At 68.0% G+C, this 26,578-nt stretch carries 24 protein-coding genes; 13 read left to right on the forward strand and 11 right to left on the reverse strand.

Annotated elements, in window-relative coordinates; genetic code table 11:
- Positions 1-87: 87 nt before the first annotated feature.
- The 3 genes from A3OM_RS0108555 to A3OM_RS0108565 all read right to left on the reverse strand — a co-directional run bounded on the left by A3OM_RS0108555 (position 88) and on the right by A3OM_RS0108565 (position 3,146).
- A complete protein-coding gene (locus A3OM_RS0108555; RefSeq protein WP_026175852.1) occupies positions 88-861 on the reverse strand; it encodes an MOSC N-terminal beta barrel domain-containing protein in 774 nt (257 codons plus the stop codon).
- Between the two features lie 134 nt (positions 862-995).
- Positions 996-1,559, reverse strand: coding sequence for a YcxB family protein (locus A3OM_RS0108560; protein WP_018043329.1), 564 nt, complete (start codon positions 1,557-1,559; stop codon positions 996-998).
- 216 nt (positions 1,560-1,775) lie between these two features.
- Positions 1,776-3,146, reverse strand: coding sequence for a carbohydrate porin (locus A3OM_RS0108565; RefSeq protein ID WP_245257837.1), 1,371 nt, complete (start codon positions 3,144-3,146; stop codon positions 1,776-1,778).
- An 826-nt stretch (positions 3,147-3,972) separates the two neighbouring features.
- Between A3OM_RS0108565 and A3OM_RS0108570 the strand changes: the two genes are divergently transcribed.
- The 8 genes from A3OM_RS0108570 to A3OM_RS23695 all read left to right on the forward strand — a co-directional run bounded on the left by A3OM_RS0108570 (position 3,973) and on the right by A3OM_RS23695 (position 12,898).
- Positions 3,973-4,725 (forward strand): DeoR/GlpR family DNA-binding transcription regulator, encoded by a 753-nt coding sequence (locus A3OM_RS0108570; protein WP_018043331.1) that lies wholly within the window; start codon positions 3,973-3,975, stop codon positions 4,723-4,725.
- Positions 4,700-6,022: a Zn-dependent hydrolase gene (locus A3OM_RS23690; protein WP_018043332.1), complete on the forward strand. Its 1,323-nt coding sequence runs from the start codon at positions 4,700-4,702 to the stop codon at positions 6,020-6,022. Before A3OM_RS0108570 ends, A3OM_RS23690 begins: the two co-directional genes overlap by 26 nt.
- A complete protein-coding gene (locus tag A3OM_RS0108580; RefSeq protein WP_018043333.1) occupies positions 6,019-6,969 on the forward strand; it encodes a phosphotransferase in 951 nt (316 codons plus the stop codon). The genes A3OM_RS23690 and A3OM_RS0108580 overlap by 4 nt, the downstream gene beginning before the upstream one ends.
- A 34-nt stretch (positions 6,970-7,003) precedes the next feature.
- On the forward strand, positions 7,004-7,942 hold the full coding sequence (locus A3OM_RS0108585) for a phosphotransferase (RefSeq protein WP_018043334.1): 939 nt from the start codon (positions 7,004-7,006) through the stop codon (positions 7,940-7,942).
- Positions 7,942-8,739: an inositol monophosphatase family protein gene (locus A3OM_RS0108590; RefSeq protein ID WP_018043335.1), complete on the forward strand. Its 798-nt coding sequence runs from the start codon at positions 7,942-7,944 to the stop codon at positions 8,737-8,739. Before A3OM_RS0108585 ends, A3OM_RS0108590 begins: the two co-directional genes overlap by 1 nt.
- 67 nt (positions 8,740-8,806) lie before the next feature.
- Entirely contained in the window at positions 8,807-9,733 is a 927-nt protein-coding gene (locus A3OM_RS0108595) for a histone deacetylase family protein (protein WP_026175854.1), read from the forward strand.
- A gap of 334 nt (positions 9,734-10,067) precedes the next feature.
- Positions 10,068-12,266 (forward strand): histidine kinase dimerization/phosphoacceptor domain -containing protein, encoded by a 2,199-nt coding sequence (locus A3OM_RS0108600; protein ID WP_018043337.1) that lies wholly within the window; start codon positions 10,068-10,070, stop codon positions 12,264-12,266.
- Positions 12,267-12,298: 32 nt separating this feature from the next.
- Positions 12,299-12,898, forward strand: coding sequence for a biliverdin-producing heme oxygenase (locus A3OM_RS23695; RefSeq protein ID WP_081612732.1), 600 nt, complete (start codon positions 12,299-12,301; stop codon positions 12,896-12,898).
- A gap of 13 nt (positions 12,899-12,911) precedes the next feature.
- Here A3OM_RS23695 and A3OM_RS0108610 read toward each other — a convergent pair whose 3' ends face one another.
- Entirely contained in the window at positions 12,912-13,217 is a 306-nt protein-coding gene (locus A3OM_RS0108610) for a hypothetical protein (protein ID WP_018043339.1), read from the reverse strand.
- A 248-nt stretch (positions 13,218-13,465) separates the two neighbouring features.
- Between A3OM_RS0108610 and A3OM_RS0108615 the strand changes: the two genes are divergently transcribed.
- The gene (locus tag A3OM_RS0108615) at positions 13,466-13,645 is read left to right on the forward strand and encodes a hypothetical protein (RefSeq protein ID WP_018043340.1); all 180 of its coding nucleotides are present in this window, start codon (positions 13,466-13,468) and stop codon (positions 13,643-13,645) included.
- 58 nt (positions 13,646-13,703) lie between these two features.
- Positions 13,704-14,078, forward strand: coding sequence for a hypothetical protein (locus A3OM_RS0108620; RefSeq protein ID WP_018043341.1), 375 nt, complete (start codon positions 13,704-13,706; stop codon positions 14,076-14,078).
- 13 nt (positions 14,079-14,091) lie between these two features.
- Here A3OM_RS0108620 and A3OM_RS0108625 read toward each other — a convergent pair whose 3' ends face one another.
- The 5 genes from A3OM_RS0108625 to A3OM_RS0108645 all read right to left on the reverse strand — a co-directional run bounded on the left by A3OM_RS0108625 (position 14,092) and on the right by A3OM_RS0108645 (position 20,872).
- Positions 14,092-15,702 carry an ABC transporter ATP-binding protein gene (locus tag A3OM_RS0108625; protein WP_018043342.1) on the reverse strand — a complete coding sequence of 537 codons (1,611 nt, stop codon included), beginning with the start codon at positions 15,700-15,702 and terminating at the stop codon, positions 14,092-14,094.
- Between the two features lie 3 nt (positions 15,703-15,705).
- Entirely contained in the window at positions 15,706-17,127 is a 1,422-nt protein-coding gene (locus tag A3OM_RS0108630; RefSeq protein WP_018043343.1) for a M20 family metallopeptidase, read from the reverse strand.
- Between the two features lie 44 nt (positions 17,128-17,171).
- Positions 17,172-18,137, reverse strand: a complete 966-nt coding sequence (locus tag A3OM_RS0108635; RefSeq protein WP_026175855.1) for an ABC transporter permease — start codon at positions 18,135-18,137, stop codon at positions 17,172-17,174.
- On the reverse strand, positions 18,134-19,048 hold the full coding sequence (locus A3OM_RS0108640) for an ABC transporter permease (RefSeq protein WP_018043345.1): 915 nt from the start codon (positions 19,046-19,048) through the stop codon (positions 18,134-18,136). The genes A3OM_RS0108635 and A3OM_RS0108640 overlap by 4 nt, the downstream gene beginning before the upstream one ends.
- Positions 19,049-19,345: 297 nt before the next feature.
- Positions 19,346-20,872 carry an ABC transporter substrate-binding protein gene (locus tag A3OM_RS0108645; protein WP_026175856.1) on the reverse strand — a complete coding sequence of 509 codons (1,527 nt, stop codon included), beginning with the start codon at positions 20,870-20,872 and terminating at the stop codon, positions 19,346-19,348.
- Between the two features lie 176 nt (positions 20,873-21,048).
- Between A3OM_RS0108645 and A3OM_RS0108650 the strand changes: the two genes are divergently transcribed.
- Positions 21,049-21,957 (forward strand): LysR family transcriptional regulator, encoded by a 909-nt coding sequence (locus tag A3OM_RS0108650; protein ID WP_026175857.1) that lies wholly within the window; start codon positions 21,049-21,051, stop codon positions 21,955-21,957.
- A gap of 10 nt (positions 21,958-21,967) precedes the next feature.
- Here the strand turns inward: A3OM_RS0108650 and A3OM_RS0108655 are convergent, their stop codons facing one another.
- Positions 21,968-22,978 carry a 1-aminocyclopropane-1-carboxylate deaminase gene (locus A3OM_RS0108655; RefSeq protein WP_018043348.1) on the reverse strand — a complete coding sequence of 337 codons (1,011 nt, stop codon included), beginning with the start codon at positions 22,976-22,978 and terminating at the stop codon, positions 21,968-21,970.
- Positions 22,979-23,138: 160 nt separating this feature from the next.
- On the opposite strand from A3OM_RS0108655, the gene A3OM_RS0108660 reads away from it, so the two are divergent.
- Both A3OM_RS0108660 and A3OM_RS0108665 read left to right on the forward strand, forming a co-directional pair.
- Positions 23,139-23,603, forward strand: a complete 465-nt coding sequence (locus tag A3OM_RS0108660) for an Lrp/AsnC ligand binding domain-containing protein (protein ID WP_018043349.1) — start codon at positions 23,139-23,141, stop codon at positions 23,601-23,603.
- Between the two features lie 86 nt (positions 23,604-23,689).
- Positions 23,690-24,970, forward strand: a complete 1,281-nt coding sequence (locus tag A3OM_RS0108665; protein ID WP_018043350.1) for a D-serine ammonia-lyase — start codon at positions 23,690-23,692, stop codon at positions 24,968-24,970.
- A gap of 64 nt (positions 24,971-25,034) precedes the next feature.
- Here A3OM_RS0108665 and A3OM_RS0108670 read toward each other — a convergent pair whose 3' ends face one another.
- The gene (locus tag A3OM_RS0108670) at positions 25,035-26,207 is read right to left on the reverse strand and encodes a zinc-dependent alcohol dehydrogenase (protein WP_018043351.1); all 1,173 of its coding nucleotides are present in this window, start codon (positions 26,205-26,207) and stop codon (positions 25,035-25,037) included.
- Between the last annotated feature and the right edge of the window lie 371 nt (positions 26,208-26,578).

Here is a 26,578-nt window from a genome sequence, read left to right on the forward strand (position 1 = left end):
GCCTCATGACGAACCCTGTTGAACAGAGGCAATGGCTCTCGACCAGATTTCTGAATCGAGAAGCCCACAAGAGAGATTGGACCTCCCTCAGCCGAGGGTGACACCATCCGCCGTGGCGATCGTGCCGCCCTCCACGACCTCGAGATAGATCCCGAGGTCCACATGCCCGAAATGCTTCATGATGGCCTTCGGCAGGTTCGCGTCGCGCTCGGCGGTCTTCGGGTTGACGTTGACGGCGCCGCAGCGCGGCGTGCGGGCGAGGCCGCGCAGGCGCACCGGGCCGATGCTGAGCGCGCGCCCCACCCAATCGAGCTCCTGCCACGGCTCCAGCCCGTCGAGATGGATGTTGGCGCGGAAGCGCAGGGGATCGAGTTCCCGCCCCGTCGCCTCGGACAGCGCCCGCACCGAGGCGAGGTTCACCACCGAAATCGCCCGCATCATCACCGGTGAGAGCACGCTGGCATCGGTGAACTTGTGGTTCTCGGCTCGCACGAGGCGGGGTCGCCCGCGAGTCTCCTCGCCGAGGTAATCGGCGAAGAAATCCTCCGTCCCGGCACGCCCGGCCTCGGTGGACAAGTCGGCGGCGAACACCTCCTCCCCGTCGCGCCGGATCGTCAGGCGATGGCTTTCGGGGTCGAGCCGCGTCGAAAGGGCCGCCAGCGCCGTGTTGTTGCGCAGCATCAGGAAGAAGCCCTTGTCCAGGGGCTCCGGCTTCTCCGGATCGAACGGGGTGGTCCCCAGCGCCAGGGCGTATTCCCGGTCATGGGCGAGCCCGTCCTGCGGGGTGACGCTCAGGCGTGTCAGGGCCTCGGCCGACAGACCCTTGATCGGATAGCGGTAGAGGGCGTCGACGGCGGGCATGGCGGATTCCTCGAAGATGTGCACCCTCGATGCCGGGGGCGGGGCCGATGCGCCATACGCTGTTTTGCGCAGGATCCCCGGTGCGATCCCGGCCGTCTCGGCGACGGCGCGGACCGCGGTCGGGCTCCCCCGGATCAGGCCGGCGACGCGGCGGCGGGCGCCGGCCGCGATGCCGCCATATGGGCATCGATCGCCGCCAGGTCGTCGGGGGATAGGACCCGGCCGGGGATCGGCACGAACACCCGCGTTCCCAGCATGAGAAGCGTCATGTCCGGGGAGGACAGGCGGGAGGTGAACGCGCTCCAGAGATAGCGCGTCTCCCCCTGCGAGGTGGCGATGGTGAAGGCCTCCGGCGCGATGACCGCGCGCCAGGGATGCAGGAACCGCTCGTCCCGCCTCACCGTCATGCCGGCCTGCCAGGGGATCAGTACCCTGGTGATCGCGTGCGGCAGGAGGAGCGCGACGAGGCAGACGATGATGACCCAGCTGACGAAGCCGACGACGTCGTTCTGGGCGAAACCGAAGACCACCATCATGGCCGCACAGCCGATCAGGAACAGGCGCAGGCCCGGTCGTCTCATCTGGGCCCGGAACGTCGTGCGACCCGCCTCGACGAGGTCGGCCTTGAGAACCTCGTAGACCAGTTCCGTCCTGTTTGCGGCGCCGGGCGCGGGCGGTGACGTGTTGGTTTCGAGCATGACGGGACCTGACGTCCGAACGACGCGATGCGCGCAATGCCGACCTTCTGCCGCGACGGGATCGGTGGTTCAACCCGCCCCGGACCCGCCTGCCTTCTTCCGGCGCGCAGCCGCCCCGAAACGAGAACGGATCCGCCGCCGATCTGCGAGACCGGCGGCGGATCCGTAGCCCTGTCGTCGGTCGCGAGACACGGTGCCGCGTCTCGGACGGATGAATCAGCCCGGCGCGAGGCCCAGCAGCGTGCCGAGGGGAACGACGAGGGTGAAGCCGCCGTAGAACCCGTCCTTGGCGCGCCGCGCCGTATAGGGGTTGTAGAAGGAATTCGGGTTGACGACGTACTGCACCACCGGCTCGAGGACGACGCCCGCGCCGAGATCGAAATGGGCGTTGACCTCGAACACGAACTTGTCACGCGAATAGGGCTCGCCGGTGCCGCCCGAGATGAAGTTCGCATCCGACAGGAAGTCGGCATAGTTCTGGTTCAGCCGCTGCCAGTTGGCCTTGATGCCGTAGGTGTCGTTGGGACGGCCCTGGTCGGGCGCCGACAGCAGCAGGCCGGCGAAGGAGTTGAAGCGGATCGGGATCGTCGGGTCGAAGGCGTAGCCGGTGCCGGTATAGGCCGAGATCGCGGTGGGATGCGGGTTGCTCGCGTCAAGTCCGCCATCGGCCCGCCACAGGGTCTGCGTGCCGGTGAGGACGACGCCCGACGTGCCGGATTTCTGCAGCGACGGCGTGCCCGGATTGAGGCCCTTCGACGTGCCGGCGATAGTCTTGAAGTTATCGTCGTGGTCGGCGGTGTTGTAGAAGCCGGTGAGCGAGACGCGGCCGGGATAGGCCTCCATCGTGTAGTCGGTCTTCCGGCCGATCTCGGTCATCACGACGGCGCCGGACAGGCGCTCGTAGCCGAAATCGTAGCCCGACAGGACGTTGGTGTTGGGGTTCACGCTGAAGGCGCCGGCCTGGATGTAAGTCGTCGGCGAGAGCTTGTAGGCGATGTTGGCGCCCCAGACGCCGAAGAGCGGCGAGGTGAAGCCGGCATTGAAGTAGAACATGTCCTGGAAGCAGGAATTGATCGAGTTGCACGGCGGCAGGCCGTAATAGCGGTCGGGATGCGTGCGGCCGACCTCCACCACGAGGCGGTCGTCGAGGAGCTTCTGCTGATAGGTCAGCAGCGAGAGGCGGGTGCTGTTGGGCGTGTAGGGCGGCTGGTAGCCCACCGTGGTGTCGCCGATGTCGCCGGCCATGTTGAGGTTGCGCACGAGGCCGAAGAAGGTCTGGGTGAAGTTGATCGAGCCACCGGCGATGCCGGCGAGCTTCTGCATGTCGGCCGTCATGCTGAGCACGAAATAGGCGGCGTTCGATTGCTCGCCCGTGCGCAGGCCGGCGCTCGGATTGGCCTGGTAGAAATCGTAGATGTTGACGTCGAAGGTCAGTCCCCGCGCCGCCATGTCGGTGGCCCAGGGCGCAAGCGGCCCGGTGCGCACGGGATCGGCGGGTTTCGAGGCGATGTCCCGGTCGGTGCGCGGCTGCGTCTGGGCGTTGAGCTCGCCGACGGGCGAGGCGGTCTGAGCCTCGGCGGACAGCATGCCCGCGGCGAGGAACGCACCGCCCAGGAGAACCGGAAGCCCGGTGCGGCGAGCGGAGCGCGCGACGGCGGCGCTCGCGGGTTTCTCTGTCGCGTCTCTCGGCATCGTCGAACGTCCCCCTGCTGCTGTTCCCCGCGCCTTTCGGGTCTCATGCTCGTCGGAGGAGCCCAGGCGCGGGGAATTGTGAGATTGGGAGGGTTCCGCAAGGCCAGTGCCACAACGGGGAGCGCACTCGAGAAAAGTTCCATTTCTCACCCGAATTCTTTGTACGACACGGACAGATTGTGTTCTCGACGCTAAACGATTGATATTCAACCAGAAGAAGCAGGCTTACGAAGCCTGACGCGGCGGACCTGCGGGAGCCGGATGGACAAGCCGGGCACGGAAACGGGCATGTGTGATCCCACAGATGGCATAAGGCGGAAAATTCAGGCAAATACTCATAAATCCCACATTTCGGTCAGAATCAGATTGACAGGCGACCTGCGCCGGGGACCTTTCCGCTGAGGTCCGGCCGTCACGTGTCGTCATGGAAAGCGGCACCGGCATCCCTCGTCATCTCGGCTCAGGCAGCGTGATTCTGGCGGCATGATCAATCGGACAGGACAGGCCGACGCGTTGGATCTGCCCGATCCCGCTCATCCGGCTCCAGCGCGGCTCCCGATCGCCGGAGGGTTCCGGAAACGGGTAGCGATGGCGGCTTCCCCCGGCACGAGCGACGCGATTGCAATCTCCGTGGGAAACACCCTGTGGGATACGTGTTTTCCTGCGGCCTCGGCTCACCAAAATCGCTACTCTTCGGAGGATTGGGGAGACGCCGACGCCGATGCTGACCGACCACCGCTACCAGGAGATCCTGTCCCGTCTGAACGGGACGGGGCGGGTCGGCGTCTCCGACGTGGCCGCTTATCTGCGGGTCTCCGAGGAGACCATCCGGCGCGACCTCAAGGTGCTGGAGGAGCGCGGCGTCCTGCGGCGGATCCACGGGGGCGCCGTGCCGCCCCGCCTGGACCAGGACCGGCCGCTCCAGGAGCGGGGCAAGACCAACCCGCGCGAGAAGGCGAAGGTGGCGGCCAATGCCGAGGGGCTGATCCGCGACGGGATGTCGGTCTTCATCGATACCGGCACCACGACGCTCGCCTTCGCCCGCCGCCTCAGCGGCCGCAACCTCACGGTGACGACGAATTCCATCGACGTGGCGCTCCATCTCGGCAGCGGCCCCGCGCGGGTGAACCTGACGCCGGGGATGCTGCGGGCGCGGGACAACGCCCTGGTGGGCTACGAGACGGTGGCCTACGCGCAGCGGTTCTATTTCGACATCGCCTTCATGGGTATCGCGGCCTGCGACCTCACCCATGGCTGGATGGATTACGAGGAGCACGAATCCGCCCTGCGGAAGGTGCTGCGGGGCCAGGCGCGCCAGAGCGTGCTTCTGGCCGATTCCCGCAAGTTCGGGCGTCAGGCGAACATCTGCACCTTCGGGCTCTCGGAACGGCTCACCCTCGTCACCGACCGGCCGCCGCCGCAGCCGTTCCTGGATCATTTCACCCAGCATGACATCGATCTCATCAGCTCCTGACGCGGCAGCGACGGCGCGCGCGTTCCACGCGCTCTTCGCGGAGATCTCCGCCTGCGGGGCGACGCCGGGCGGCGGCATCACCCGGCTCTGCGCCTCGGCCGAGGACGGGCAGGCCCGTCGCCTCTTCGCCGAGGCCGCCCGGGAGGCGGGGGCCGACATCCTCGTGGACGGGGTTGGCAACCAGTTCGCCATCTTCCCCCTCGCGGACGGTCCGGGCGCCCCCCTGGTGATGCTGGGCTCCCATCTCGACAGCCAGCCCAAGGCCGGCCGCTTCGACGGGACCTACGGCGTGGTCGCGGCCGCCGCCATCGGCGCCGCCCTGATGCGGGCGCGGCGCGCTGGCGAGACCTTCGGGGGGGATTTCTGCGCGGTGAACTGGACCGGCGAGGAGGGCGCGCGCTTCCGGCCGAGCCTCCTCGGAAGCGGCGCCTATGCGGGCGCGCGCCGGATCGAGGAGGCCTTGTCCAGCCGCGACGATGCCGGGATCACCCTTCGGGAGGCCCTGGACGGGATCGGGTTCCTCGGCACGGACCGGCCGCCGCCGCTCCCGGCCTGCTATCTCGAACTCCACGTGGAGCAGGGCCTCGTCCTGGAGAAGGCCAAGGCGAGCATCGGCATCGTCACCCGCAACTGGGGGGCGGCCAAGATCGACGTGGTCTTCACCGGCGAGCAGGCCCATACCGGCCCGACCCCGATGCCGCGCCGGCGCGACGCGCTGCTCGCCGCCGCCTATCTCATCGCCGAAGTGAGGGAGATCGCAGAGCGCTGGCCCGGCCGCTTCCATTCCTCCGTCGGCCGCATCCTGGTGGAGCCCAATTCCCCCAACGTGGTGCCCGCGCGGGTGGAACTGAGCGTGGAACTGCGCTCGGCCGACAATGCCCTCCTCACCGATGCGGCCCTCATGGCGGAGGCGGCGATCACGGAAGCGGCGGAGCGGGCAGGCGTCGTCGCGGCGATCCCCGGCCGGACCCTGCGGCCGATCCGCAGCCTGCCGGAGGCCGTGTGCGATCTCGTCGCCGCCTGCGCCGAGGAGACCTCCCTGCGGTCGCTGCGCATGGATACCGTGGCCGGCCACGACGCGATCAGCCTGCTCGGCCAATGCCCCACCGGCATCGTCTTCGTCCCCAGCGTCGGGGGCATCGCGCATAACGAGGCCGAGCTGACGCGGCCGGCCGATCTCGAAGCCGGGCTCTCGGTGGGACTGCTCGCCGCATGGCGCCTGTGCCGCGCCGGCGGATCTCCGGAACGGGCCTTGCTCTTCAGGCGGCCGAACGACGCGTTCGGAGGGGAGCGATGATAGCCTACGGCGAGGCCGGCACCACCTTCGACCACCGCGTGGAGGCCGTCATCGCCACGCGGCCGGACTGGATCGCGCGCCAGCCTCGCTATGGGCTGGCCGCGGCGCCGGTGGCGTCCCCGACTCACCGGGCCGTGGCCTCGGATTGCGTCCGGATCGCGTTCCGCGAGGGCGAGCCGGTCTTCCTGAAGCTACGCCACGCCGACATGGCGGACGACGTGACGCCCGTGGCCGGGCTGGCGGCCCGCAAGGCCGCGCGCCTCCTCGTCGCCCCGGAGGTGGTCCACGAGGCGGACGGAGCGCTCGGCCTCGCCTACCTGCCCGAGCCCTGGCGCTATGCCCGCGTCGGCGACCTTCAGGACGGGGCGGTCCTGGCCGAGGTGCTGGACGCCAAGAAGCGGCTCCATGGTGACGGTCGTCTCGGCCATCGATTCTGCCCCTTCGGGCGGATCGAGAGCCTCGCGGCCGAAGCCCGTGCCGCCGACGCGCCGCTTCCCGACGGGACCGACCGGCTGGTGGCGACGATGGCACTCGTCCGCGAGGCCATCCATGCGTCGGGGATCGACCTCGCCTTCTGCCACAATGACGGCATCGCCTCGAACGTCATGATCGGGGAGGGCGAGGTCCGTCTCGTCGATTTCGACCTCGCCGGCGACAACGACCCCTGGTTCGATGTCGGCGCCCTCCTCAACGAGACCTGCGCCTTCGAGCCGGAGCGGCGCGAGGCGGTGGAGCATTATGCAGGCCGGTTCGACGAGCGCCTCTACAACCGCTGCCGCCTCTACGGCGCCGTCGACGACGTGATGGGCGGCCTCTGGGGCGTCACCCGCGCGGTCACCTCGGCGCGCAGCGGAATCGAGTTCTACAAATACGGAACCTGGCGGCTCCTGCATGCGCGCACGACCATGGGCGCACGTGACTTCGAAAGCTGGCTGCGCCGGCTGTGACTCGATCACTCAAGATGGGGGGCACCGAACGGCGATGAGCTGGACAGGCTTGGGCGACGGCATCAGCGAGGGCGAGCGCGCCCTGGAGGGCGTGCTGGCCGGCATCGCCTCCTGGCAGGGCCGGCCGATGCGCTACCGACCGGTGGCGGGTGGCATCAGCAACACCAACTGGCACGTCGCCATCGGGGACGCGCGGGATGTCTTCGTGAAGATGCCCGGTCGCGGCACGGAAATGTTCATCACCCGCGACCACGCCAACGAAGCCAGCCGCCGCGCCCATGCCTGCGGCTACGGCGTCGAGGTGATCGACTACCTGCCCGAGGCCGGCGTCGAGATCTTCGCCTTCGTCGAGGGCTACCGTGCCTCGTCGAACCTCGACTTCCTGCGCCCCGCCGTCCGCCACAACGCCGTGCGCGCCCTCAAGGCCTTCAACGATTCCCCGCCGCTCGGGCTGACGAAGACGATCTTCGCGATGATCGAAGAGCATGTGGAGCAGGTCGCGGAGGTGGGCGGCCGGCTCCCCGCCGACCAGGCCCATCTGATGCGCTGCGTGGCCGAGGCGAAGGCGGCCATGACGGCCTCCGGCCTCGATCTCGTGCCGTGCATGAACGATACGCTGGCCGGCAACTTCATGATCGACGCGTCCGACACGGTCCTGCTGGTCGACTTCGAATACGCCTCCAACAACGAGCGCGCCTACGAGCTCGCCCTCTGGTTCGACGAGATGGCGTTCCCCGACATCATCGAGCGCGAGATGATCGAGGCCTATTTCGGCCGCTGGACGCCTGAGATCGACGCGCGGGTCGCGGTGCTGAAGGCGCTGGGCGATCTCAAATGGGCGACCTGGGCGATGATCCAGGAGGCCGTCTCCACCCTCGATTTCGACTATTACAAATACGGAACCTGGAAGCACATGCGGGCCCGCACCCTGTTCCATCACCCCGACTGGCCGCTCTGGCTGAGGCGCCTGTGATGGGCGTGGACGCATTGGCGATCCCGTCCGGGGACGGGGCGAAGGCGGATGTCATCGCCTTCGCCCATCGCCTCGCCGATTTCGCCGCCCCCCTCGCCCGGCACTATTTCCGCACCGAACTGCCGGTGGAAGCCAAGGCGGATGCGAGCCCGGTCACCGCCGCCGACCGCGCCATCGAATCCCTGCTGCGCGCCGAGATCCGCAGCGTCTATCCCGACCACGGCATCCTCGGAGAGGAGGAGGGCGGCGATTTCGAACGGCCGCTCACCTGGGTGATCGACCCGATCGACGGGACCAAGAGCTTCATCACCGGCATGCCGCTCTTCGGCACGCTCATCGCCCTGGTCTCGGAGGGGCGGCCAATCGTCGGCGTCATCGACATGCCGGCACTCGGGGAACGCTGGTGCGGCACCGGCGACGCGGCGTGGTTCGGCGCTCTGCCCGCCCGGACGAGCGACAGGCACCTTCCCGAGGCCCGCCTGTTCGCCACCTCCCCGGACATCTTCGTGGGCGCGGATGCGGAGGCCTTCGCACGGCTCAGCGGAGCGGTGGGCCTGCGCCGCTTCGGCGGCGATTGCTACGCCTACGGCCTCCTCGCCAGCGGTCATTGCGATCTCGTGGTGGAAGCCGGGCTCCAGGTCTACGACGTCATGGCCCTCGTGCCGGTGGTGGAAGGGGCGGGCGGCGTGATGACAGACTGGGACGGTCGCCCCCTGACCCCGGCTTTCGACGGACGGGTCGTGGCCGCGGCCAATGCCGGCCTCCACGCCGAGGCCCTCCGGCGCCTGCGAGCCTGATCCGCGCTCCTGTCATCCCTCGCTCAAGCTGGTATACCCAATGCCAGATTGACGAGGGGAGATGTCGATGACCGTCCTGTTCCATCATGCGGCCGCGTTCGAGCATCGCACGCCGCACGGACATCCCGAGCGGCCGGAGCGCATGAAGGCGGTCCGGGAGGCCCTCGGGACGGCGGACTTCTCCGGCCTCGACCGTCGCTCGCCGGACGCCGCCACCCTCGAATCGGTGTTCCTCGCCCATCCCGAGGAATGGGTCCGCGCCATCCTCCGCTCGGTCCCGAGCGAGGGGCTTGCCCATCTCGATTCAGACACGGTGCTCTCGCCCGGCACCATGGATTGCGTCCTGCGCGGTGTCGGCGCGGCGGTGCAGGGCGTCGACCTCGTGATGACGGGTGCCGCCCGCAACGCCTTCTCGGCCATGCGGCCGCCGGGGCATCACGCGGAACGCACCAAGGCGATGGGCTTCTGCGTGTTCAACAACGCGGCGATCGCCGCCCTTCACGCCAGGAAAGTCCACGGGGCGGAGCGCGTCGCCATCGTCGATTGGGACGTGCATCACGGCAACGGCACGCAGGACATCGTCTGGTCGGACCCGTCGGTGCTGTTCTGCTCGACCCACCAGATGCCGCTCTATCCCGGCAGCGGAGCGGTGTCCGAGGAGGGCGAGCACGGCAACATCGTCAACGCGCCGCTCAAGCCCTTCGCCGATGGCGACGCCTTCAAGGAGGCGATGCGAAGCCGCATCCTCACCCGTCTCGAGGCGTTCAAACCCGATCTGATCGTCATCTCCGCCGGCTTCGACGCCCATTGGCGCGACCCGCTGGCCAACCTGATGCTGGAGGCCGAGGATTTCGCCTGGGCCACGGCCCAGGTGATGGAGATCGCCGACCGCACCTGCGACGGCAGGATCGTGTCGCTGCTGGAGGGCGGCTACGACTTGAAGGGCCTCGGCGACTCGGTGGCCGCCCACGTATCGGTCCTGATGGGGGCGTGATCGGCATCGATCCGGGACAGTCGCTCCCGTCAGTACAGCCGAGCTTCAATCAACACAATTCCGTTTGTATGAAAGTACACATATAAGACTGGCAAACTATGTGTGGCGTCGATATGGCAAAGCTGCGTAGAGTCACTAAATAAATCCTCGCCCCACCTTCGACGGGCGGCAGATTTCCTCCCGTATCGTGTCTCCACACGGCGGGATGGGGGTCGGCGAATCGGCTCCTACTCGGCCGCCCAAGAAGGATTGTCTTTCGGACACGCGGTTCGGGGGATGCGGGAGGTTGGCCGTTCAGGTTTCCGACGGCCTACAGACGCTACAGAATGGACGTATGACGCAACTGAGTGCCCCCCAGACGGTCGATCCGGCCCTGGATCCTCGCCAGGACGGTGACGTCTCGGATCTCGGCCCAGATCTGACCGTCTGCGACCGAGAGCCGATCCATGTCCCGGGGGCGATCCAGCCGCACGGGCTCCTGCTAATCGCGGGCGCCGAAGACCAGAGGGTGGTCGGCGGCGCCGGCGACATCGAGGGCCTGCTGGCCACGGAATGGACCGGCCGGACGCTGTCGGAACTTCTCGGCGCGACCCATGCCGCTCTCCTTGTCGACGCGCCGCAGGACGAGACCGTCGTGATCGGCCGGGTCGAGGGCCTGCACGCGGCGATGGATGCCACCGCCCGCTTCCAGGACGGCCAATGGCTGGTGCAGCTCGAGCCGCAGGCCGCCCAATGGACCGATGCCGCCAGCCTGCTCGGCTGGCTCGACCGTGCCGGGAGCGCGCTGGAGCGGGCCGCCGACCTCAAGACGCTGTGTGAACGGGCGGCGACGTCGTTCCGTGAGGTCACCGGGTTCGACCGGGTGATGGTCTATCGCTTCCTCGACGACGATGCGGGTGTGGTCATCGCAGAGAGCCGGGTCCCCGAACTCGGCAGTTTCCTGCACCACCACTTCCCGGCCTCCGACATCCCGAAACAGGCGCGGGCGCTCTACATCCGCAACCGCGTCCGGGTGATCCCCGACGTCGCCTATGTGCCGCAACCGATCCGGCCGAAGGAGCTGTCCCGGCTCGACCTCAGCGATGTCGACCTGCGCAGCGTCTCGCCGATCCACCTTCAATATCTGCGCAACATGGACGTGGCGGCCTCGGCCTCGATCTCCATCGTCAAGGACGGCATCCTGTGGGGGCTCGTCGCCTGCCACCACCGCACGCCCCGCATCCTCGCCTTCGGGCAGCGGATGGCCTGCCAGGCTCTGGCGGGGAGCGTCGCGCGCCAGATCAGGTCGCGGGAGGAAGCCGAGGATTACCGCGAGCGGCTCCAGCTGCGCAGCGCCGAGGACGTGGTCTCCGGAAAGGTCCTGGGCGAAGCGCCCCTCTCGGACATCCTCATCGAGACGAGCGAGGATCTGCGCCGCATGCTCGGGGCCGATGGCTTCGCGCTCCTGCAGGGCAGGGATCTCCACCGGACCGGACGCTGCGCCGAGGAGGCCGACCTGCGCGAGATCGCCGCCTGGGTCCGGACGGTGGGCGGCGCGCAGGCCCTCCACACCCACGCCCTCAGCAAGCGGTTCCCGCGTGCCGACGCCTATCGCGCGCTGGCGAGCGGTCTCCTCGCCGTGGTCCTGTCGGGGGATGAGCCGATCATCCTGATGTGGTTCCGGGCCGAGCAGATCGAACTCGTGAACTGGGCGGGCAACCCGCACAAGGCCGCCGTCGCCGTCGGCGATACCCTGAGCCCCCGCGCCTCCTTCGAGGCCTGGACCGAGGAGGTCCACGGCCATGCCAAACCCTGGACCCTTCCCGAGATCGAGGCGGCGCAGCGCATCGTCCGCGAATTGTACGAGGCGCGCCAGACCCGGCGCATCCGCGAGCTCAACCGCGAACTCGGCGCCACCGTGGCGGACAAGGAAAGCCTGCTGGTCCAGAAGGACTACCTGATCAAGGAAGTGAACCACCGCGTCCAGAACAGCCTTCAGCTCGTCTCCGCCTTCCTGTCCCTGCAGGCGAGGGCGGAGGGCAACGCGGATCTCAGCAAGTCCCTGGGCGAGGCGCAGCGCCGTCTGTCCGCCGTGGCCCTGGTCCACCGGCGGCTCTACAGCGACGACAATGTCGAGATGATCGATCTCGCGCGCTACCTCGAGGATCTCGTCACGGAGATGAAGTCGTCGATGGGACCCGACTGGACGGATCAGTTCAGCACCGATTTCGCCCCCGTGACCATTCCCACCGATGCCGCCGTGAGCATCGGGCTGATCCTGACCGAGCTCGTCATCAACGCGAACAAATACGCCTATGCCGGTGCCGTCGGGCCGATCGCCATCAGCCTCGAACAGCATCGCAACCGCTTCCGCCTGATCGTCGCCGATCAGGGCCAGGGCAAGACCGGCACGCGGAGCGGATTCGGGACGCGGATGCTCAACGCCATGGTCGACCGCCTCGGCGGCACCATCGAGAACACCAACAATCACCCGGGGCTGAGGGTGATCATGACCGCCCCGATCGGCGCGCCAGAGCCGGCCGGCCTGCCGTGAGCGGCGCGGCCCATGCGTCCGCGGCCCCGTCATTGAGCGAACGGCTCCGAGAGGAGACGCGTGACCGTCACGAGGATCTGGAACACCGGCTCGACTGGCGGCAGCGGATGGCGACGCGAGAGGGATACCTCGCTCTCCTCACCCGCTGGTGGGGGTTCCACCGGGTCTTCGAGCCCGCAATCGCCGCGAGCTTCGAACCCGCCTTCGCGCAGCCGCGCGGCAAGCTGCACCTGCTGGAACGCGATCTCGTCCATTTCGGACTGACGAAGGACACGATCGAGGCGCTGCCGCGCTTTGCGGCGGGCACCGGCTTCCATTCACGCCCCGCCCTCCTCGGCGCACTCTACGTCACGGAGGGCTCGACCCTGGGCGGGCAGGTCATCGCCCATCACCTTCACCGCAGCCTCGGGGCGGAGATCGCATCGGGCGGGTGCGCCTATTACGAAGGCTACGGCAAGCGGGACACGGGGGCGATGTGGGCCTCGTTTCGAACCTTCCTCGACCGGTCCGGCGAGGAAGGCCCACCGCATCACGTGATCGAGGGCGCCCGTTGGACCTTCGACGCCCTCAAGCTCTGGCTCACCGCCGGCCTCCCGCCGGATTCCGGTCGGGCCGAGCCGTCACAGCGGTGATCGTCGAGCCGGATCAGACGGCGTCGATCGCGCGTCCGCCATAGGTCTCGAACGACGTCATCACCTTCTCGGTCAGCCCGTCGTCGAACGCGACGGTGACGCGGATCTCGCCCTCCAGAGCGGGCTCGCCCTCGGTGCCTTCCTTCAGGCGGCCATCCTCGATATCGGCCCGCGCCGCCTCGGTCCCGGCGGTGTTGTCGTCGCCGGCGGGGGCGATGGTCACGGCGCCCCGGTCGATCCCGTGTTCCTGGACGATGTGCTCGACTGCGGTCTCGGCATCGCGGCGGCTCTTGAAGTCGGCGGACATCGTCTTCGACATGATCACGGTTTCCGGGGTGGGGGTTGCCTCGAGGCTTTGTGAACCCGCGGCCGTGGGAAAGGTTCAGCACGCGACCTTAGCCGTCCTCGCCGGACAGCACGGGGCGGAGGTGAAGTACGCAGGCGCTATTTCATCTTGGCCACACTCCGGTGGAATCTTGTGTTTCAGGGTCATTCCCCACCAACAGGGCGTCAATTTCGGTGCAAACAAATGTTGTCGATCGCGCAACGTGCGGTTAAGTGCGGCTCATGCCTAAGCTCGAATCTCTCCTGGACCGTCTCAAAGCTCGTCAGCGCGCCCTGATCCTGGAAGCGGCGGAGCATGAAACGATGCCGGCCGACAGCACGCTGCGCCGCATCGCGGAGCTGGAAAATGCGATCGCCGCGGTGGAAGCCGTCCTCGACGAGACGCGGGCCCTTGCCCGCTAGCGAGCCTCGGACGACGACGTATCCTCGACCGGGCCGCCGGGCAGCGACTCAGGCCCTGATGGCGGCTGCCTTCGTGGCGGGCCTTGCGGCATCGGCGGGAGCCTTTGCTCAGGAGGCGATGGCTCAGGACGCGCCGGCAGCAGGCGCCGATCTCGATCTCCTGGAGCGGCGCTGGCACAAATGCGTGCGGCAGGCCTTTTCCGGGCAACCCGCCGGCCTGCCGACCCATGCCGCGCAGAAGGCCGCTTTGGCCGAGTGCAAGACCCTGGAGAACAGTTACGTCTCGGCGATGCTGGTAGCCCAGGCGGCCGAGGCCGAGGCCCGTCGACAGGGCAAGCCATCGATCGGCGCGAGGGCGAGGGGCTGGGCCACCTCGCTCCTGTCCTACGTGGTCGACCCGGTAACCTCTTTGATCGACGCCTGGCGCAAGTAACACAGCTCGCGCGTCAGGCCCGCTCCATCTGCAATCCCGGCACGGCCGAGAGCAGATCGCGCGTATAGGGATGGTCCGGCCGGCGGAACAGGTCGGCGGTCGGCCGCTGTTCCACGATCTCCCCGCGATGCATCACCGCGATCCGGTCGCAGATCTTGGCGGCGACGCGCAGGTCGTGGGTGATGAACAGCATGGCGAGGTTCAGGCGCTGCTTCAGATCCTCGAGAAGGTCGAGCACCTGGGCCTGGACCGACACGTCGAGGGCCGAGACGGCCTCGTCGGCGACCAGCACGTCGGGCTCCATGGCGAGCGCCCGGGCGATGCCGATGCGCTGGCGCTGGCCGCCGGAGAAGGCATTTGGATATCGCTCGGCGGCGCTGGGCGACAGGCCGACGAGATCGAGGAGTTCCCGCGCCCGCTCCCTTGCCTCGCGGACGGGCGTGCCATGGGCGATCGGCCCGGCGGTGATGATCTGCTCCACGGTCCGGCGCGGGTTGAGGGAGGCGAAGGGGTCCTGGAAGATCATCTGGATGCGCTTGCGCTCGGCGCGGAGCGCGCGCGGCCCCAAAGCCGTGTAATCCAGCGCGCCGAGGCGGACGGTGCCCCGGTCCGGGTCGATGAGCCGGATGGCGAGGCGCGCCGTGGTGGATTTGCCCGAGCCCGATTCGCCCACGAGCCCCAGGGTCTCGCCGCGCCGGACGTCGAACGCCACCTCCTTGACCGCGTGGACGATGCGCGGCGGCCCGAACAGGCCACGACGCGACGTGTAGGTTTTCGTCAAGCCGATGGCAGACAGGGCGATGGGCGCGCCCTCCCGTGATGCGCGCTCCGGCGGCACGATGCTCGGCACCGCCGCCAGCAGCGCCTTGGTGTAGGGATGCTGCGGGTTCCTCAGGACCTCGTCGGCGGAGCCCGATTCCACCAGCTTGCCGCGCTGGAGCACCGCCACATGGTCGGCGATATCCGCGACGACGCCGAAATCGTGGGTGATGAACAGGACGCTCATGCCCCGCCGCCGCTGCAGGTCACGGACGAGCTTCAGGATCTGCGCCTGGGTGGTGACGTCCAGCGCCGTGGTCGGCTCGTCGGCGACGAGGATCGAGGGCTCCAGCGCCAGGGCCATGGCGATCATCGCGCGCTGGCGCTGTCCGCCCGACAGCTGATGCGGATAGGCGCGCACGATCTGCGCCGGGTCGGGCAGGCCGACCTCGGTGGCGAGCGCGATGGCCTTGGCCCGCCGCTCGGCCTTGGTGAGGAGACCGTGCGCCTCGAACATCTCGGCGATCTGGTCGCCGATCCGCATGACCGGGTTGAGGGCCGTCATGGGCTCCTGGAACACCATGGCGATGCGGCGCCCGCGCAAGGCACGCCAGTCGCGCTCGCCGAGGGTGAGCAGGTCCCGCCCCTCGAACACGATGCTGCCGCCGACGGGCGTGAGGGCACGCGGCAGCAGGCCGGTGAGCGCATAGGCGCTCATGGATTTCCCCGAGCCCGATTCGCCGACGACGCAGAGGATCTTGCCCGGCATCAGGTCGAGGGAGAGATCCTCCACCGCATGCGGCCGGTCCGCTCCCTTGGGCAGGGCCAGGGTGAGGTTGCGGATGCTGACGACAGGCTCGCTCATGGTTCAGGTCTCCCGTTTGGCGTCGCGCTGGCCCAGGATGCCGGGTCCGGTCTCCCCGAGATCCCAGAACAGGCCCGCCATCAGCATCAGTGCCTCGCGGCTCATCGGCCCGAGCAGGTGCTCGTCCGGCCCGTGCTGAAGGCAGGCCGGGTAGGAATGCGGCACCCACAGGGTCGGCAGGCCGAGGATCTCGGAGAAGGCGTCGTTGGGCAGCGAACCGCCGAGATTGGGCAGCAGGGCCGGGCGCTTGCCGGTGCTGGTCTCGATGGAGGCGAGCGCCCAGCCGACCCAAGGGTCCTCCACGGGAAGGCGGGTGGCGCGGAACACCTCGGAACGGGCCGCCCGCACCTCGACCATGGGGAAGCCGTTGGCGTCGAGATGGGCGCGCACGGCCGGGATCAGGCCCTCCCAGTCGGTGCCGACGACGAAGCGCAGCTGCAGCGTCGCCTTGGCGTGGGGCGGCACGGCGTTGAGCGGGCCGTCCGGGTCGCCGGTCTTGAAGGCCAGCACTTCGAGGGTGTTCCAGCCGAAGACGCGCTCGGCCGCATTGAGGCCGGGCTCGCCCCAATCCTCGTCGATCGTGGGCGCGGTGGGATCGGTGCCCACCGCGATGTCGGCGAGCGCCGCCCGCACGCCCTCGGGGATCGCGGGCGGCCGCAGGGCATCGAGGAGGATCTTGCCGCGCCCGTCGACCAGGGTCGCGATGGCGTTGGCCAGCACCGTGCCGGGATTGCGCAGCAGGCCGCCCCAATTGCCCGAATGGTGGCTGCCCTCGCGCAGGTTCACGACGAGCTCGAACGTGTAGCCGCCGCGCGAGCCGAGGAAGAGCGTGGGGCGTTCCGCGCTCACCCGTGGCCCGTCCGAGGCGATGAGCACGTCGGCGGCAAGAGCGCGCGCCTCGGCCCGGCACAGGTCGCGCAGACCCGGCGAACCGGATTCCTCGCCCATTTCGATGAGGAGCTTGGTGTTGAAGCCGAGGCGTCCGCCTCTCGCCGCCATCACCGCCTCGAGCGCGCCGAGATTGATGATGTGCTGGCCCTTGTTGTCGGCGGTGCCGCGACCGTACCAGCGGTCGCCCTCGACGACGATCGCCCACGGGTCGAGGCCGGCGCGCCATTGTTCGGGGTAGCCGCGCACGGTGTCGCCGTGGCCGTAGATCAGCACGGTGGGCAGGGCGTCGCCCTCGTGGCGCTCGGCGATGAGGAAGGGGCCGTGCTCGCCGTCGGGATTGTCGAGGATGCGGCCGGTGAAGCCCAGAGGCGCGATGGCGGGCATGAGGAAGTCGGACAGGTAGGCCTGGAGCGCCGGCAATTGCCCGGTGGTCTGGCTCTCGGTGGGGCGGGCGACGGCATCCTGCAGGACAGCGCGGAAACCGCCTCCGTCGTAGTGGCGCGCGGCGTGCGCGATCGCATCGTGTCGGGACATGGATCCACTCTGTGTCGGGTGAGAATGGGAGCCGAGGGGAGCGCTCAGCGCCGCCCCTCGGGTGCCGTGACGTCGCGCAATCCGTCGCCGAGGAGGTTGATGGCGAGCACGAGGACGAGGAGGGCGACGCCCGGGATGGTGATGACCCAGGGCTGGAAGAACATGTACGGCTTGCCCTCGGCGATCATCAGCCCCCAGGAGGGCAGGGGCGGCTGGACGCCGAGGCCGAGGAACGACAGGGCCGCCTCCAGCAGGATCGCGTGCGCCATCTCCAGGGTCGCCACGACGATGAGCGCGTTGAAGATGTTGGGCAGGATCTCCTGGAACAGGATCCGGGCGTTCGAGAAGCCGGCGGCGCGGGCCGCCGCGACGAAATCCTGGTCGCGGATCTGGCGGGTGGCGGCACGCGTCACCACGGCGAAACGGTCCCACAGCAGCAGGCCCAGCACCAGGACCACCACCTTCAGCGAACCGCCCACCAGGGAGGCCATGGCCAAAGCCACGAGCACCACCGGCATGGCGAGGCGCGTGGTGACGACGTAGCTCACCACCGCGTCGACCTTGCCGCCGAAATAGCCGGCGCAGATGCCGAGCACGGTGCCGATCAGGCCGGAGATGCAGGCCGCCGCGATCCCGATGAGAAGGGAGATCTGGCTGCCGTAGATCAGGCGGCTGAGATAGTCGCGCCCGAGCTTGTCGGTGCCGAGGATGTGGTCCCACGTCCCCTTCGCGTTCCAGATCGGCGGGATCAGGCGGCGCGAGACGTCCTGGGCATAGGGGTCGTGCGGGGCGATCAGGGGCGCGGCCAGAGCCGCGAGGACGATCCCGCCGAGAATGACGGCCCCGATCATGAAGCCGCCGTGATGGAGGCCGCGCCGGAGGGCCAGCGCCGTGGGCGAGCGCGACGCCGGCAGCGGCGCGTTCGCGTCGGGCACAGGACCGGCCTGGACCAGCAGGTCGGCCGAGGGAAGGGCGGGAGCCACTGGAGAGGAAGACGGCTGAAGGGTCATTGGCGCAGCCGGGGATCGAGGAAAGCGTTGAGGAGGTCGGCGGCCAGGGTCAGGGCGATGTAGATCATCGCCAGGACCAGCACGATCGCCTGCACCACGGGGAAGTCGTTGCGGGCGATAGATTCCCAGGCGAGCTGCCCGAGCCCCTGGAGCGAGAACACCGCCTCGATCACGATGGAGCCGCCGAGCATGAAGCCGAACTGCACGGCGGCGAGCGCGATCACCGGGATCACGGCGTTGCGGAGCGCATGCCGGATCAGGATCTTTCGCGGTGGGAGACCTTTGGCGCGGGCGGTGCGGACATAGTCCGAGGCCAGCACCTCCAACATGCCGTTGCGGGTGAGCCGCATCACGGCGGGCATGGCGTAGTAGCCGAGCGCGATGGCCGGCAGCACGAAGTGCTTCCAGGTCGTGTTGCCCGACACCGGCAACCAGCGCAGATTCACCGAGAAGATCATGATGAGCGTGAGGCCGAACCAGAAGCTCGGCATCGCCTGGCCCAGCACCGAGACCGATAGAGCGAGCCGGTCGATCCAAGTGTCGCGCTTCACCGCCGCCAGGACGCCGAGCGGGATCGCCACGAACAGGGCGACGGTGAGCGCCACCACGCCGAGGAACAGGGTGATCGGCATGCGGGAGGCGAGGAGGTCGACCACGCTTTCCCGGAAGTAGAAGGAATTGCCGAAATCGAAATGCAGGGCCTTCCATGCCCAGGCGGTGAATTGCGCCAGCATCGGCTGGTTCAGCCCGTACTGGACGCGGATCGCCTCGACCTGGGCGGAGGTGGCTTCCGGCCCCGCGATGGCGGTGGCGAGGTCGCCGGATAGGTGCAGCAGCATGAAGCTCGCCACCGACACCGTCACGGCGACCGCGATGGCGACGAGAATGCGTTGCAGCATGAACCTGAGCATGGGCCGGTTCCTTTAGTCCGTTACGGGTCGTGACGTTCGTCGTCCGGACGATTGTTCGGCTCTGCCGAGAGCGATCCGCGGGCTTCTCCCTCCCCCCTCTGCGGGGGAGGGTGGCCCTCGCGTCAGCGAGGGTCGGGAGAGGGGAGCGCGCTACCCGGAAGCGTCGCTCCCCTCTCCCGACCCGCTTCGCGGGCCACCCTCTCCCGCAAAGGGGAGAGGGGACGGCGCGGGCTGCATCCGCGATGAGTGAACGGGTACGCCTTCCATGAGCCGCGCTTCGCGCCTCGGATGCGACCCTTACTTCCAGCTCGCCGCGTAGAAGCGCGGCAACTCATCGGGCTGCGCCGTGAAGGTCAGGTCCGAGGTGAAGGCGTAGTTGGTCGAGTAGGAGAACAGCGGCAGGATGTAGGCCTGAGCCGCGATGCGCTTGAGCGCCTCGGCGTATTTCACCTTGCGCGCGGCCGGATCGGTGGCGCCGTCGCCGGCCTGGAGCGCCGCGATGGTCTCGGGATCCTTGGTCAGATCCTCGTCACCGCCCTTGAGGTAGACGCCGGTGAAGGCCGAGACGTCGAGCACAGAGAACGAGCCCCAGGTCTGGAAGGCGATGGAGACCTTACCGCCCCGGATCATGTCGCGCAGCGCCGCGTAGCGCAGGTAGTTGAGCCGGGCGGTGATGCCGACGGCGCGGAGATACCCGATGACGGCCTCGGCGTAGTCGCGCTCGCGATAGGCGCCGAGATCGATCTCGAACCCGTCGGGATAGCCGGCCTCCTTCAGGAGCGCCTTGGCTTTCGCCGGATCGTAACTGTAACGCGGCACGCCCTCGTCGGTGCAGCCGAACTGGTCGATGAAACAGGCGGCGTTCATGACCCGGCTGCCGCCGCGGACGAGGTTGTCGACCATCGCCTTGCGGTCGATGGCGTAGGAGATCGCCTGGCGGACGCGGGGATCCTTCAGGGGTGAGTTCTCCTTGGCGCGGCCGAGCGTGTCGAATTGCAGGAATCCGACCCGCATGGTCTCGGCGCTCAGCACGGTGACGTTGGGAGCGCCCTTCAGCTGGTCGGCCTGATCGCTCGGCACCCGCCAGATCCAGTCGATGCCGCCGGTGACGAGCTCGGCCATGCGGCTGTCGGCATCGGGGATGACGCGGAATTCGAGCTTGCCGATCTTGGGCGTGCCGATCGGGCTGCCGGGCCAGTACTTGGCGTTGCGCTCCATCTTCACCCCGCGTCCGTTCTCGACGCTGGTGATGCGGTAGGGGCCGGTGCCGATGGGGGCCTTGGCGAACCCGTCGAGGCCGACCTTTTTGAAGTAAGCGGCCGGGAAGATCGGGGTCGGTCCGGCGAGGTATTCGAGGGCGGCCGGGAAGGCGGTCTTGAGGTGGATGCGGACGGTCTTGGCGTCCACCACCTCCGTCGACTTCATCCAGTCGACGTTCTGCTTCGTCACCGTGCGGGCTTCCGGCGTCAGCACGTAATTGAAGGTGAAGGCCACGTCCTCGGGGCCGAAGACGTCGCCGTTATGGAAGGTCACGCCCTCGCGCAGGGTCAGTTCGAGGGTCGTCGGGTCGACCCATTTCCAGGCGGTGGCCAGCATCGGCTGATACGTGCCGGTCTTCGGGTCGCGGTAGAGCAGGGTGTCCCAGACGTTGCGGGCGAGCACGACGCCCTCGCGGGCGCTGTTGTGATACGGGCTCACGTTTTCCGGCTCGGTATCCGAGGCATAGACCAGGGTATCGTTGGCCTTGCCGGCCAGCGCCGGAACGCTGAACGTCGTCAGCAGGAGAGCGAGTGTGGCGCCTGCCGCGGGAAGGTATCTCGCCATGATCTGCATCCCTTCAGCTCCGCGACATCGCGACGGACACTTGCGCACCCGTCCTGCCGCTTTTTTCGTCGTGCCATGATGTTGTGCATTTTGCATCGCAACAAGTAGAATTTGTCGAAGCTTGCCGTGCCGTTTCGGCAATGCTCGTTCGGCCGGCGGGGCTCGGGAGATCGACCATGCAGATGTCAGGCCTGCGCTATTTCCTCGCCGTTGCCCGCACGGGCTCCATCGCGGCGGCCTCCGCCCAGCTCAACGTCGCGGCCTCGGCGATCAGCCGGCAGATCGCCAATCTGGAGGCGGAGCTCGATTGCGTCCTGTTCGAGCGCCGTCCCCGCGGCATGGTCCTGAGCCCGGCGGGAGAGCTGCTGGCCCGGCATGCCCGCCAGACCCTGGTGCGGGCCGAGCAGGTCGCGGCCGAGATCCAGGAATTGCAGGGGCTGGCGCGGGGCTTCATCCGCGTCGCCACGGCGGAAGGGTTCGCCCTCGACCTCTTGCCGAACGCCATCGCCGAGTTTCACGCGCGCCATCCCGGTATCCGGTTCGAGATTCAGGTCCTGCCGCCGGCTCAGGTGACGCAGGTGGTGGCGGCGGGCGACGCCGATATCGGCATCACCTTCGTGCTCGCGCCGACGAACCTCGTCACGGTGATCTACGACGCGACGGTGGAGATGGTGGCGCTCGCAGCCCCCGACCATCCGCTGGCCGGCCGGGCGTCGATCCGGATCGACGAACTCCAGGCCTATCCGATCGCGATGCCGCCCCTCGACACCACGGCGCGTCTCGTCTTCGACACGGCCTGCCGGGCGGAGGGCATCGCCATCGAGCCGACGCTGACCTCCAACATCCTCACGGCGCTCCTCCCCTTCGTGCGGCGGACGAAGGGGATCGCGCTGATGTCGGCCCTCTCGGTGCAGACGCCGGTGCGCCTTGGCGAACTGGTCTGCATCCCGATCCAATCACAGGCGAGCCTGCGGCGCGGCATTCAGGTCCAGCTGATGCGCGACCGCAAGCTGCCGCATGCGGCGCAGGCGTTCCTCAGCCAGCTCATCGCCGCCCTGCCGCCGGCGGAGCCCGGCAGGGCGTGAACCGTCCCGATCAGCCGTTCCGGAACGTGTAGCTGTAGCCGTTCAGGGCCGGCGCGCCGCCGAGATGGGCGTAGAGCACCTTCGAGCCCTTGGGGAAGAACCCCTTCCGGGTGAGATCGATCATCCCCTGCATCGACTTCCCCTCGTAGACCGGGTCGGTGATCATGGCCTCGAGCCGCGCCGAGAGGCGGATCGCCTCGACGGTCTCCTTGGAGGGCACGCCGTAGACCGGGTAGGCGTAATCCTCGTTGAGGACCACGTCGTCTTCCGTGATCTCGGGGGCGCCGATGAGGGCGGCCGTCTTCTGCGCGATGTCGAGCACCTGTGCCTTGGTCTGGGCCGGGGTGCAGGAGGCGTCGATGCCGATGACGTTGCGGGCGCGGCCATCGGCGGCGAAGCCCACCACCATGCCGGCATGGGTCGAGCCGGTGACGGTGCACACGACGATGTAGTCGAAGCGCAGGCCCATCTCGGCCTCCTGCGCGCGGACCTCCTCGGCGAAGCCGACATAGCCGAGGCCGCCGAACTTGTGCACGGAGGCGCCGGCGGGAATCGCGTAGGGCTTGCCGCCCTTGGCCTTCACATCCTCCAGGGCCGCCTTCCAGCTCTCGCGGATTCCGATGTCGAACCCGTCATCCACGAGCTGCGTCTCCGCGCCCATGATGCGCGAGAGCAGGATGTTGCCGACCCGGTCGTAGACCGCATCCTCGTGCGGCACCCAGGCTTCCTGGATCAGCCGGCACTTCATCCCGATCTTGGCGGCCACCGCCGCCACCATGCGGGTGTGGTTGGATTGCACGCCGCCGATGGAGACCAGCGTATCGGCTCCGCTCGCGATGGCATCGGGCACGATGTATTCGAGCTTGCGCAGCTTGTTGCCGCCGTAAGCCAGGCCGGAATTGCAATCCTCGCGCTTGGCGTAGATCTCGACATCGCCGCCGAGATGGTCGGTGAGGCGCGACAGCTTCTCGATCGGGCTCGGGCCGAAGGTGAGGGGATAGCGCTCGAATTTCGACAGCATGGCTTGGCAACGTCCTCGCATCAGTGAGAACCGAACGCTAGCAAAACTCGCGCGAAAGGTGCTCTCGAATGACGACAAATTATGCCACAAGATTGCGGGTCATACCCGGTCAAGCTTAGCATAAAACGTCGTTTCTGCTGAAAATACGGAAGGTTCTTCCATGTCGCCATCGCTCGACCGGATCGATCTGAAGATCCTGCGCCTGCTCCAGGCCGATGGGCGCATGAACAATGCCGAGATCGCCAAGCGGGTGAATACCAGCCCCGCCACCTGCCACCGCCGCACGCAGCGCCTGTTCGACGAGGGATACATCCGCGGCGTCCATGCGCGGATCGCGCCGGAGAAGGTCGGGCGGGGGTCCCTCGTCATCGTCGGCGTCGTGCTCGACCGCTCGACGCCGGAGAGCTTCGCCGCGTTCGAGGCCGCCGCCCAGGCGATGCCGACCATGCTCGATTGCCATCTCGTGGCCGGGGATTTCGACTATTTCCTCAAGATCCGCGTCTCCGACATGGCGGATTTCAACCGCCTGCACAGCGACACCCTGATCGCGCTGCCGGGGGTGCGGCAGACGCGGACCTTCTTCGTCATGAAGGAGGTGGTGGACAATGCGCCGATGGATCTCTGAGGTGAGACTTGCGCGAGGCCGTGGCACTGGTCCATCGAGCGCCGCGACGGCGCCCGGGCCATCGGGATCACAGGAGAACGGACCGCATGAGCAGGGATGCCGAGACCCCGCCTAACCCTTCCCTCGACGCCATCCCGGCGAGCGTGCGGGAGGCCCGGCCCACCACCTGGCTCAATCCCCATCTCCGGCCGGCCGCCGAATTCCTGCCGAGCCAGGCTTTCTCCCTGGCCGATGTGGAGGAGGCGGAGGCACGCTGGCGCCGATTCGATCCGCTCTTGCGCCACCTCTTCGAGGATCTCGACACCGGGCGCATCGACTCGCCCCTGATGCCCCTCTCCGATTCTATCGCGCAGGCCATCGCCGGTCCGACGGGCGGCGCGGTCTGGGTGAAGGCCGACCATGATCTGCCGGTCACCGGCTGCATCAAGGCGCGGGGCGGAGTCTACGAGGTCCTGGTCTATGCCGAGCGGCTCGGGCTCGAGAGGGGCCTGCTACGGCCGGGGGATTCCTATGCCCGGCTTGCGGAGCCGCAAGCCCGCGACGCGTTCGGCGCGCATACGGTCGCGGTCGGTAGCACCGGCAATCTCGGCTTCAGCGTCGGCGTCATGGCGCGGGCGCTGGGCTTCGCGGTCGAAGTCCACATGTCCCACGACGCCAAGGCGTGGAAGAAGCAGCGCCTGCGGGATATCGGCGCCCGCGTGGTCGAGCATCGGGGCGATTACGGCAGCGCGGTCGCGGCGGCACGCTCGGCCTTCGAGGGACGGGCCGACGCCCATTTCGTCGATGACGAGAGCTCCGTGGACCTGTTCCTCGGCTATGCGGCGGCGGCCTTCGACTTGCGCCGCCAACTGGATGAGGCCGGGATAAGGGTCGATCCAGCCCACCCGCTCTGCGTCTATCTGCCCTGCGGCGTCGGCGGCGCGCCCGGCGGCGTCACGCTCGGACTGAAGCTGCTGTTCGGCGACGCCATCCGCTGCATCTTCGTGGAACCGGTGGCCTCGCCCTGCATGCTGGTGCAGCTCGCCGCCGGCCTGTCGCGCCCGGTGGACGTCTACGAGATCGGCCTCGACAACCGCACCGCCGCCGATGGGCTCGCGGTGGCGGGTGCCTCGATGCTGGTGGCCGGCACGGTCGGCCCGCTCATCGAGGCGGTGGTCACGGTCGCCGATACCGAGTTGTTCGCCTGGGTAAAACGCCTCTGGGCCGATCCGGGCCTGCGGCTCGAACCCTCGGCGGCGGCGGGGTTCGCCGCAATCCGGCCCTATCTCGACGCCTCCGCACCTGCGCGGGCGACGCATGTGGTCTGGACCACCGGCGGGGCGCTTTTGCCGGAGGCGGAGTTCCGGGACGCCCTGGCGCGGGGATAACGATGAAGCCCCGGGCCTATGACGGGATATGGCCTCGTTCCGGGCCATATCCCCGTCGATGCCGTCAGTTCGGGTGGAAGACCACCTTCACGCAGCCGTCCTTCTTGTCGCGGAACGTCTTGTAGAGGTCGGGGCCGTCCGCGAGGTTGGTGGAGCGGTGGGTGATCATCGAGGTCATGTCGATCTTGCCCTCCTGGATCAGCTTCGTCAGCGTCTCCAAGTAGCGTTTCACATGGGTCTGGCCGCTCTTCAGGGTCAGCCCCTTCTGCACGATCGAGCCCATGTTGATGGGCAGCGGGCCACCGTAGACGCCGGGGATCGAGACGATCCCGCAGGGGCGCACGGCCTTGATCGCCTCCATGAGGACGTAGGGGCGCTCGGTCGAGGTGAATGTCTCCTGCAGGGTGCTGACGATCCCCGCGACGCCGTGGCCGGCGGTGGCCTCCATGCCGACGCAGTCGATCACGCCGTCGGCGCCCTCGCCCTTGCTGATCTCCTTGATCCGCTCGAACACGTCCTCTTTCATGAAGTCGATGATATCGGTGGCACCGTATTTCCGGGCGAGTTCGATCCGCTCCGGCACCGTCTCGATGACGATGATGCGCTCCGCGCCCATGATCTTGGCGGATTGGATCGCGAACAACCCCACCGGGCCCGCGCCCCAGATCGCGATGATCTCGCCGCCCTTGATCTCGCAATGCTCGGCACCCTGCCAGCCGGTGGGCAGGATATCGGTGAGGAACAGCAGCGACTCGTCGTCGACGCCTTCCGGCGCCAGCATCGGTCCCACATCGGCCATCGGCACGCGCACGTATTCCGCCTGGCCGCCGGCATAGCCGCCGGTGAGGTGCGAATAGCCGAACAGGCCGGCGGTGGTGTAGCCGAACTGCGCGGCCGCCATCTCGGCATTGCGGTTCGAGCGCTGGCAGACCGACCAGTTGCCGAGCTTGCACTGCCGGCATTCGCCGCAATTGATGTTGAAGGGCACGACGATGCGGTCGCCCTTCTTGAATTTGGTGAAACCCTGGCCGACCTCGACCACCTCGCCCATGAATTCGTGGCCGAGGACGTCGCCGCTCTCCATGGTCGGCATCTGACCGTCCATCAGGTGGAGGTCCGAGCCGCAGATGGCGCAGGACGTCACCTTGATGATGACGTCGCGCGAATCCTCGATCCGGGGATCGGGCACCGTATCGCAGCGGATGTCACCCTTGCCGTGCCAACACAGTGCTTTCATCGTGCAATCTCTCGAAGCCGGACTGTCAGGACGAGCCCCGGGAACACCCTTGGCGGCCATGACGCCGCAGGGCCGAATTCCGTTGCCGAGGTCTCCGATGGAAAACACCAGCCGAGTCCATGAGTTCCAGAATGTCGATTGCACCGGTTCAAGCAAGTTCGAGCTTGAGCATATCGCAATGCGGTTTGTATGAATTAAGACAGGCTATTTATGCCGAAAAATACCATACCCAAACATAAGTTATTCGCCGTACCGGTAGGAAGGACTGTCGCTCCGTCACGGCACGCCACGAAGTTAGCCTGCGACATGCAGGACGCGTCGCGGGCTAACCTCGTGGCGTACAGGATTATATCGGACGGGTACCGGCCGGA

Origin of the sequence: Methylobacterium sp. 88A, assembly GCF_000376345.1 — a bacterium.
Taxonomy (GTDB): Bacteria; Pseudomonadota; Alphaproteobacteria; order Rhizobiales; family Beijerinckiaceae; genus Methylobacterium; species Methylobacterium bullatum.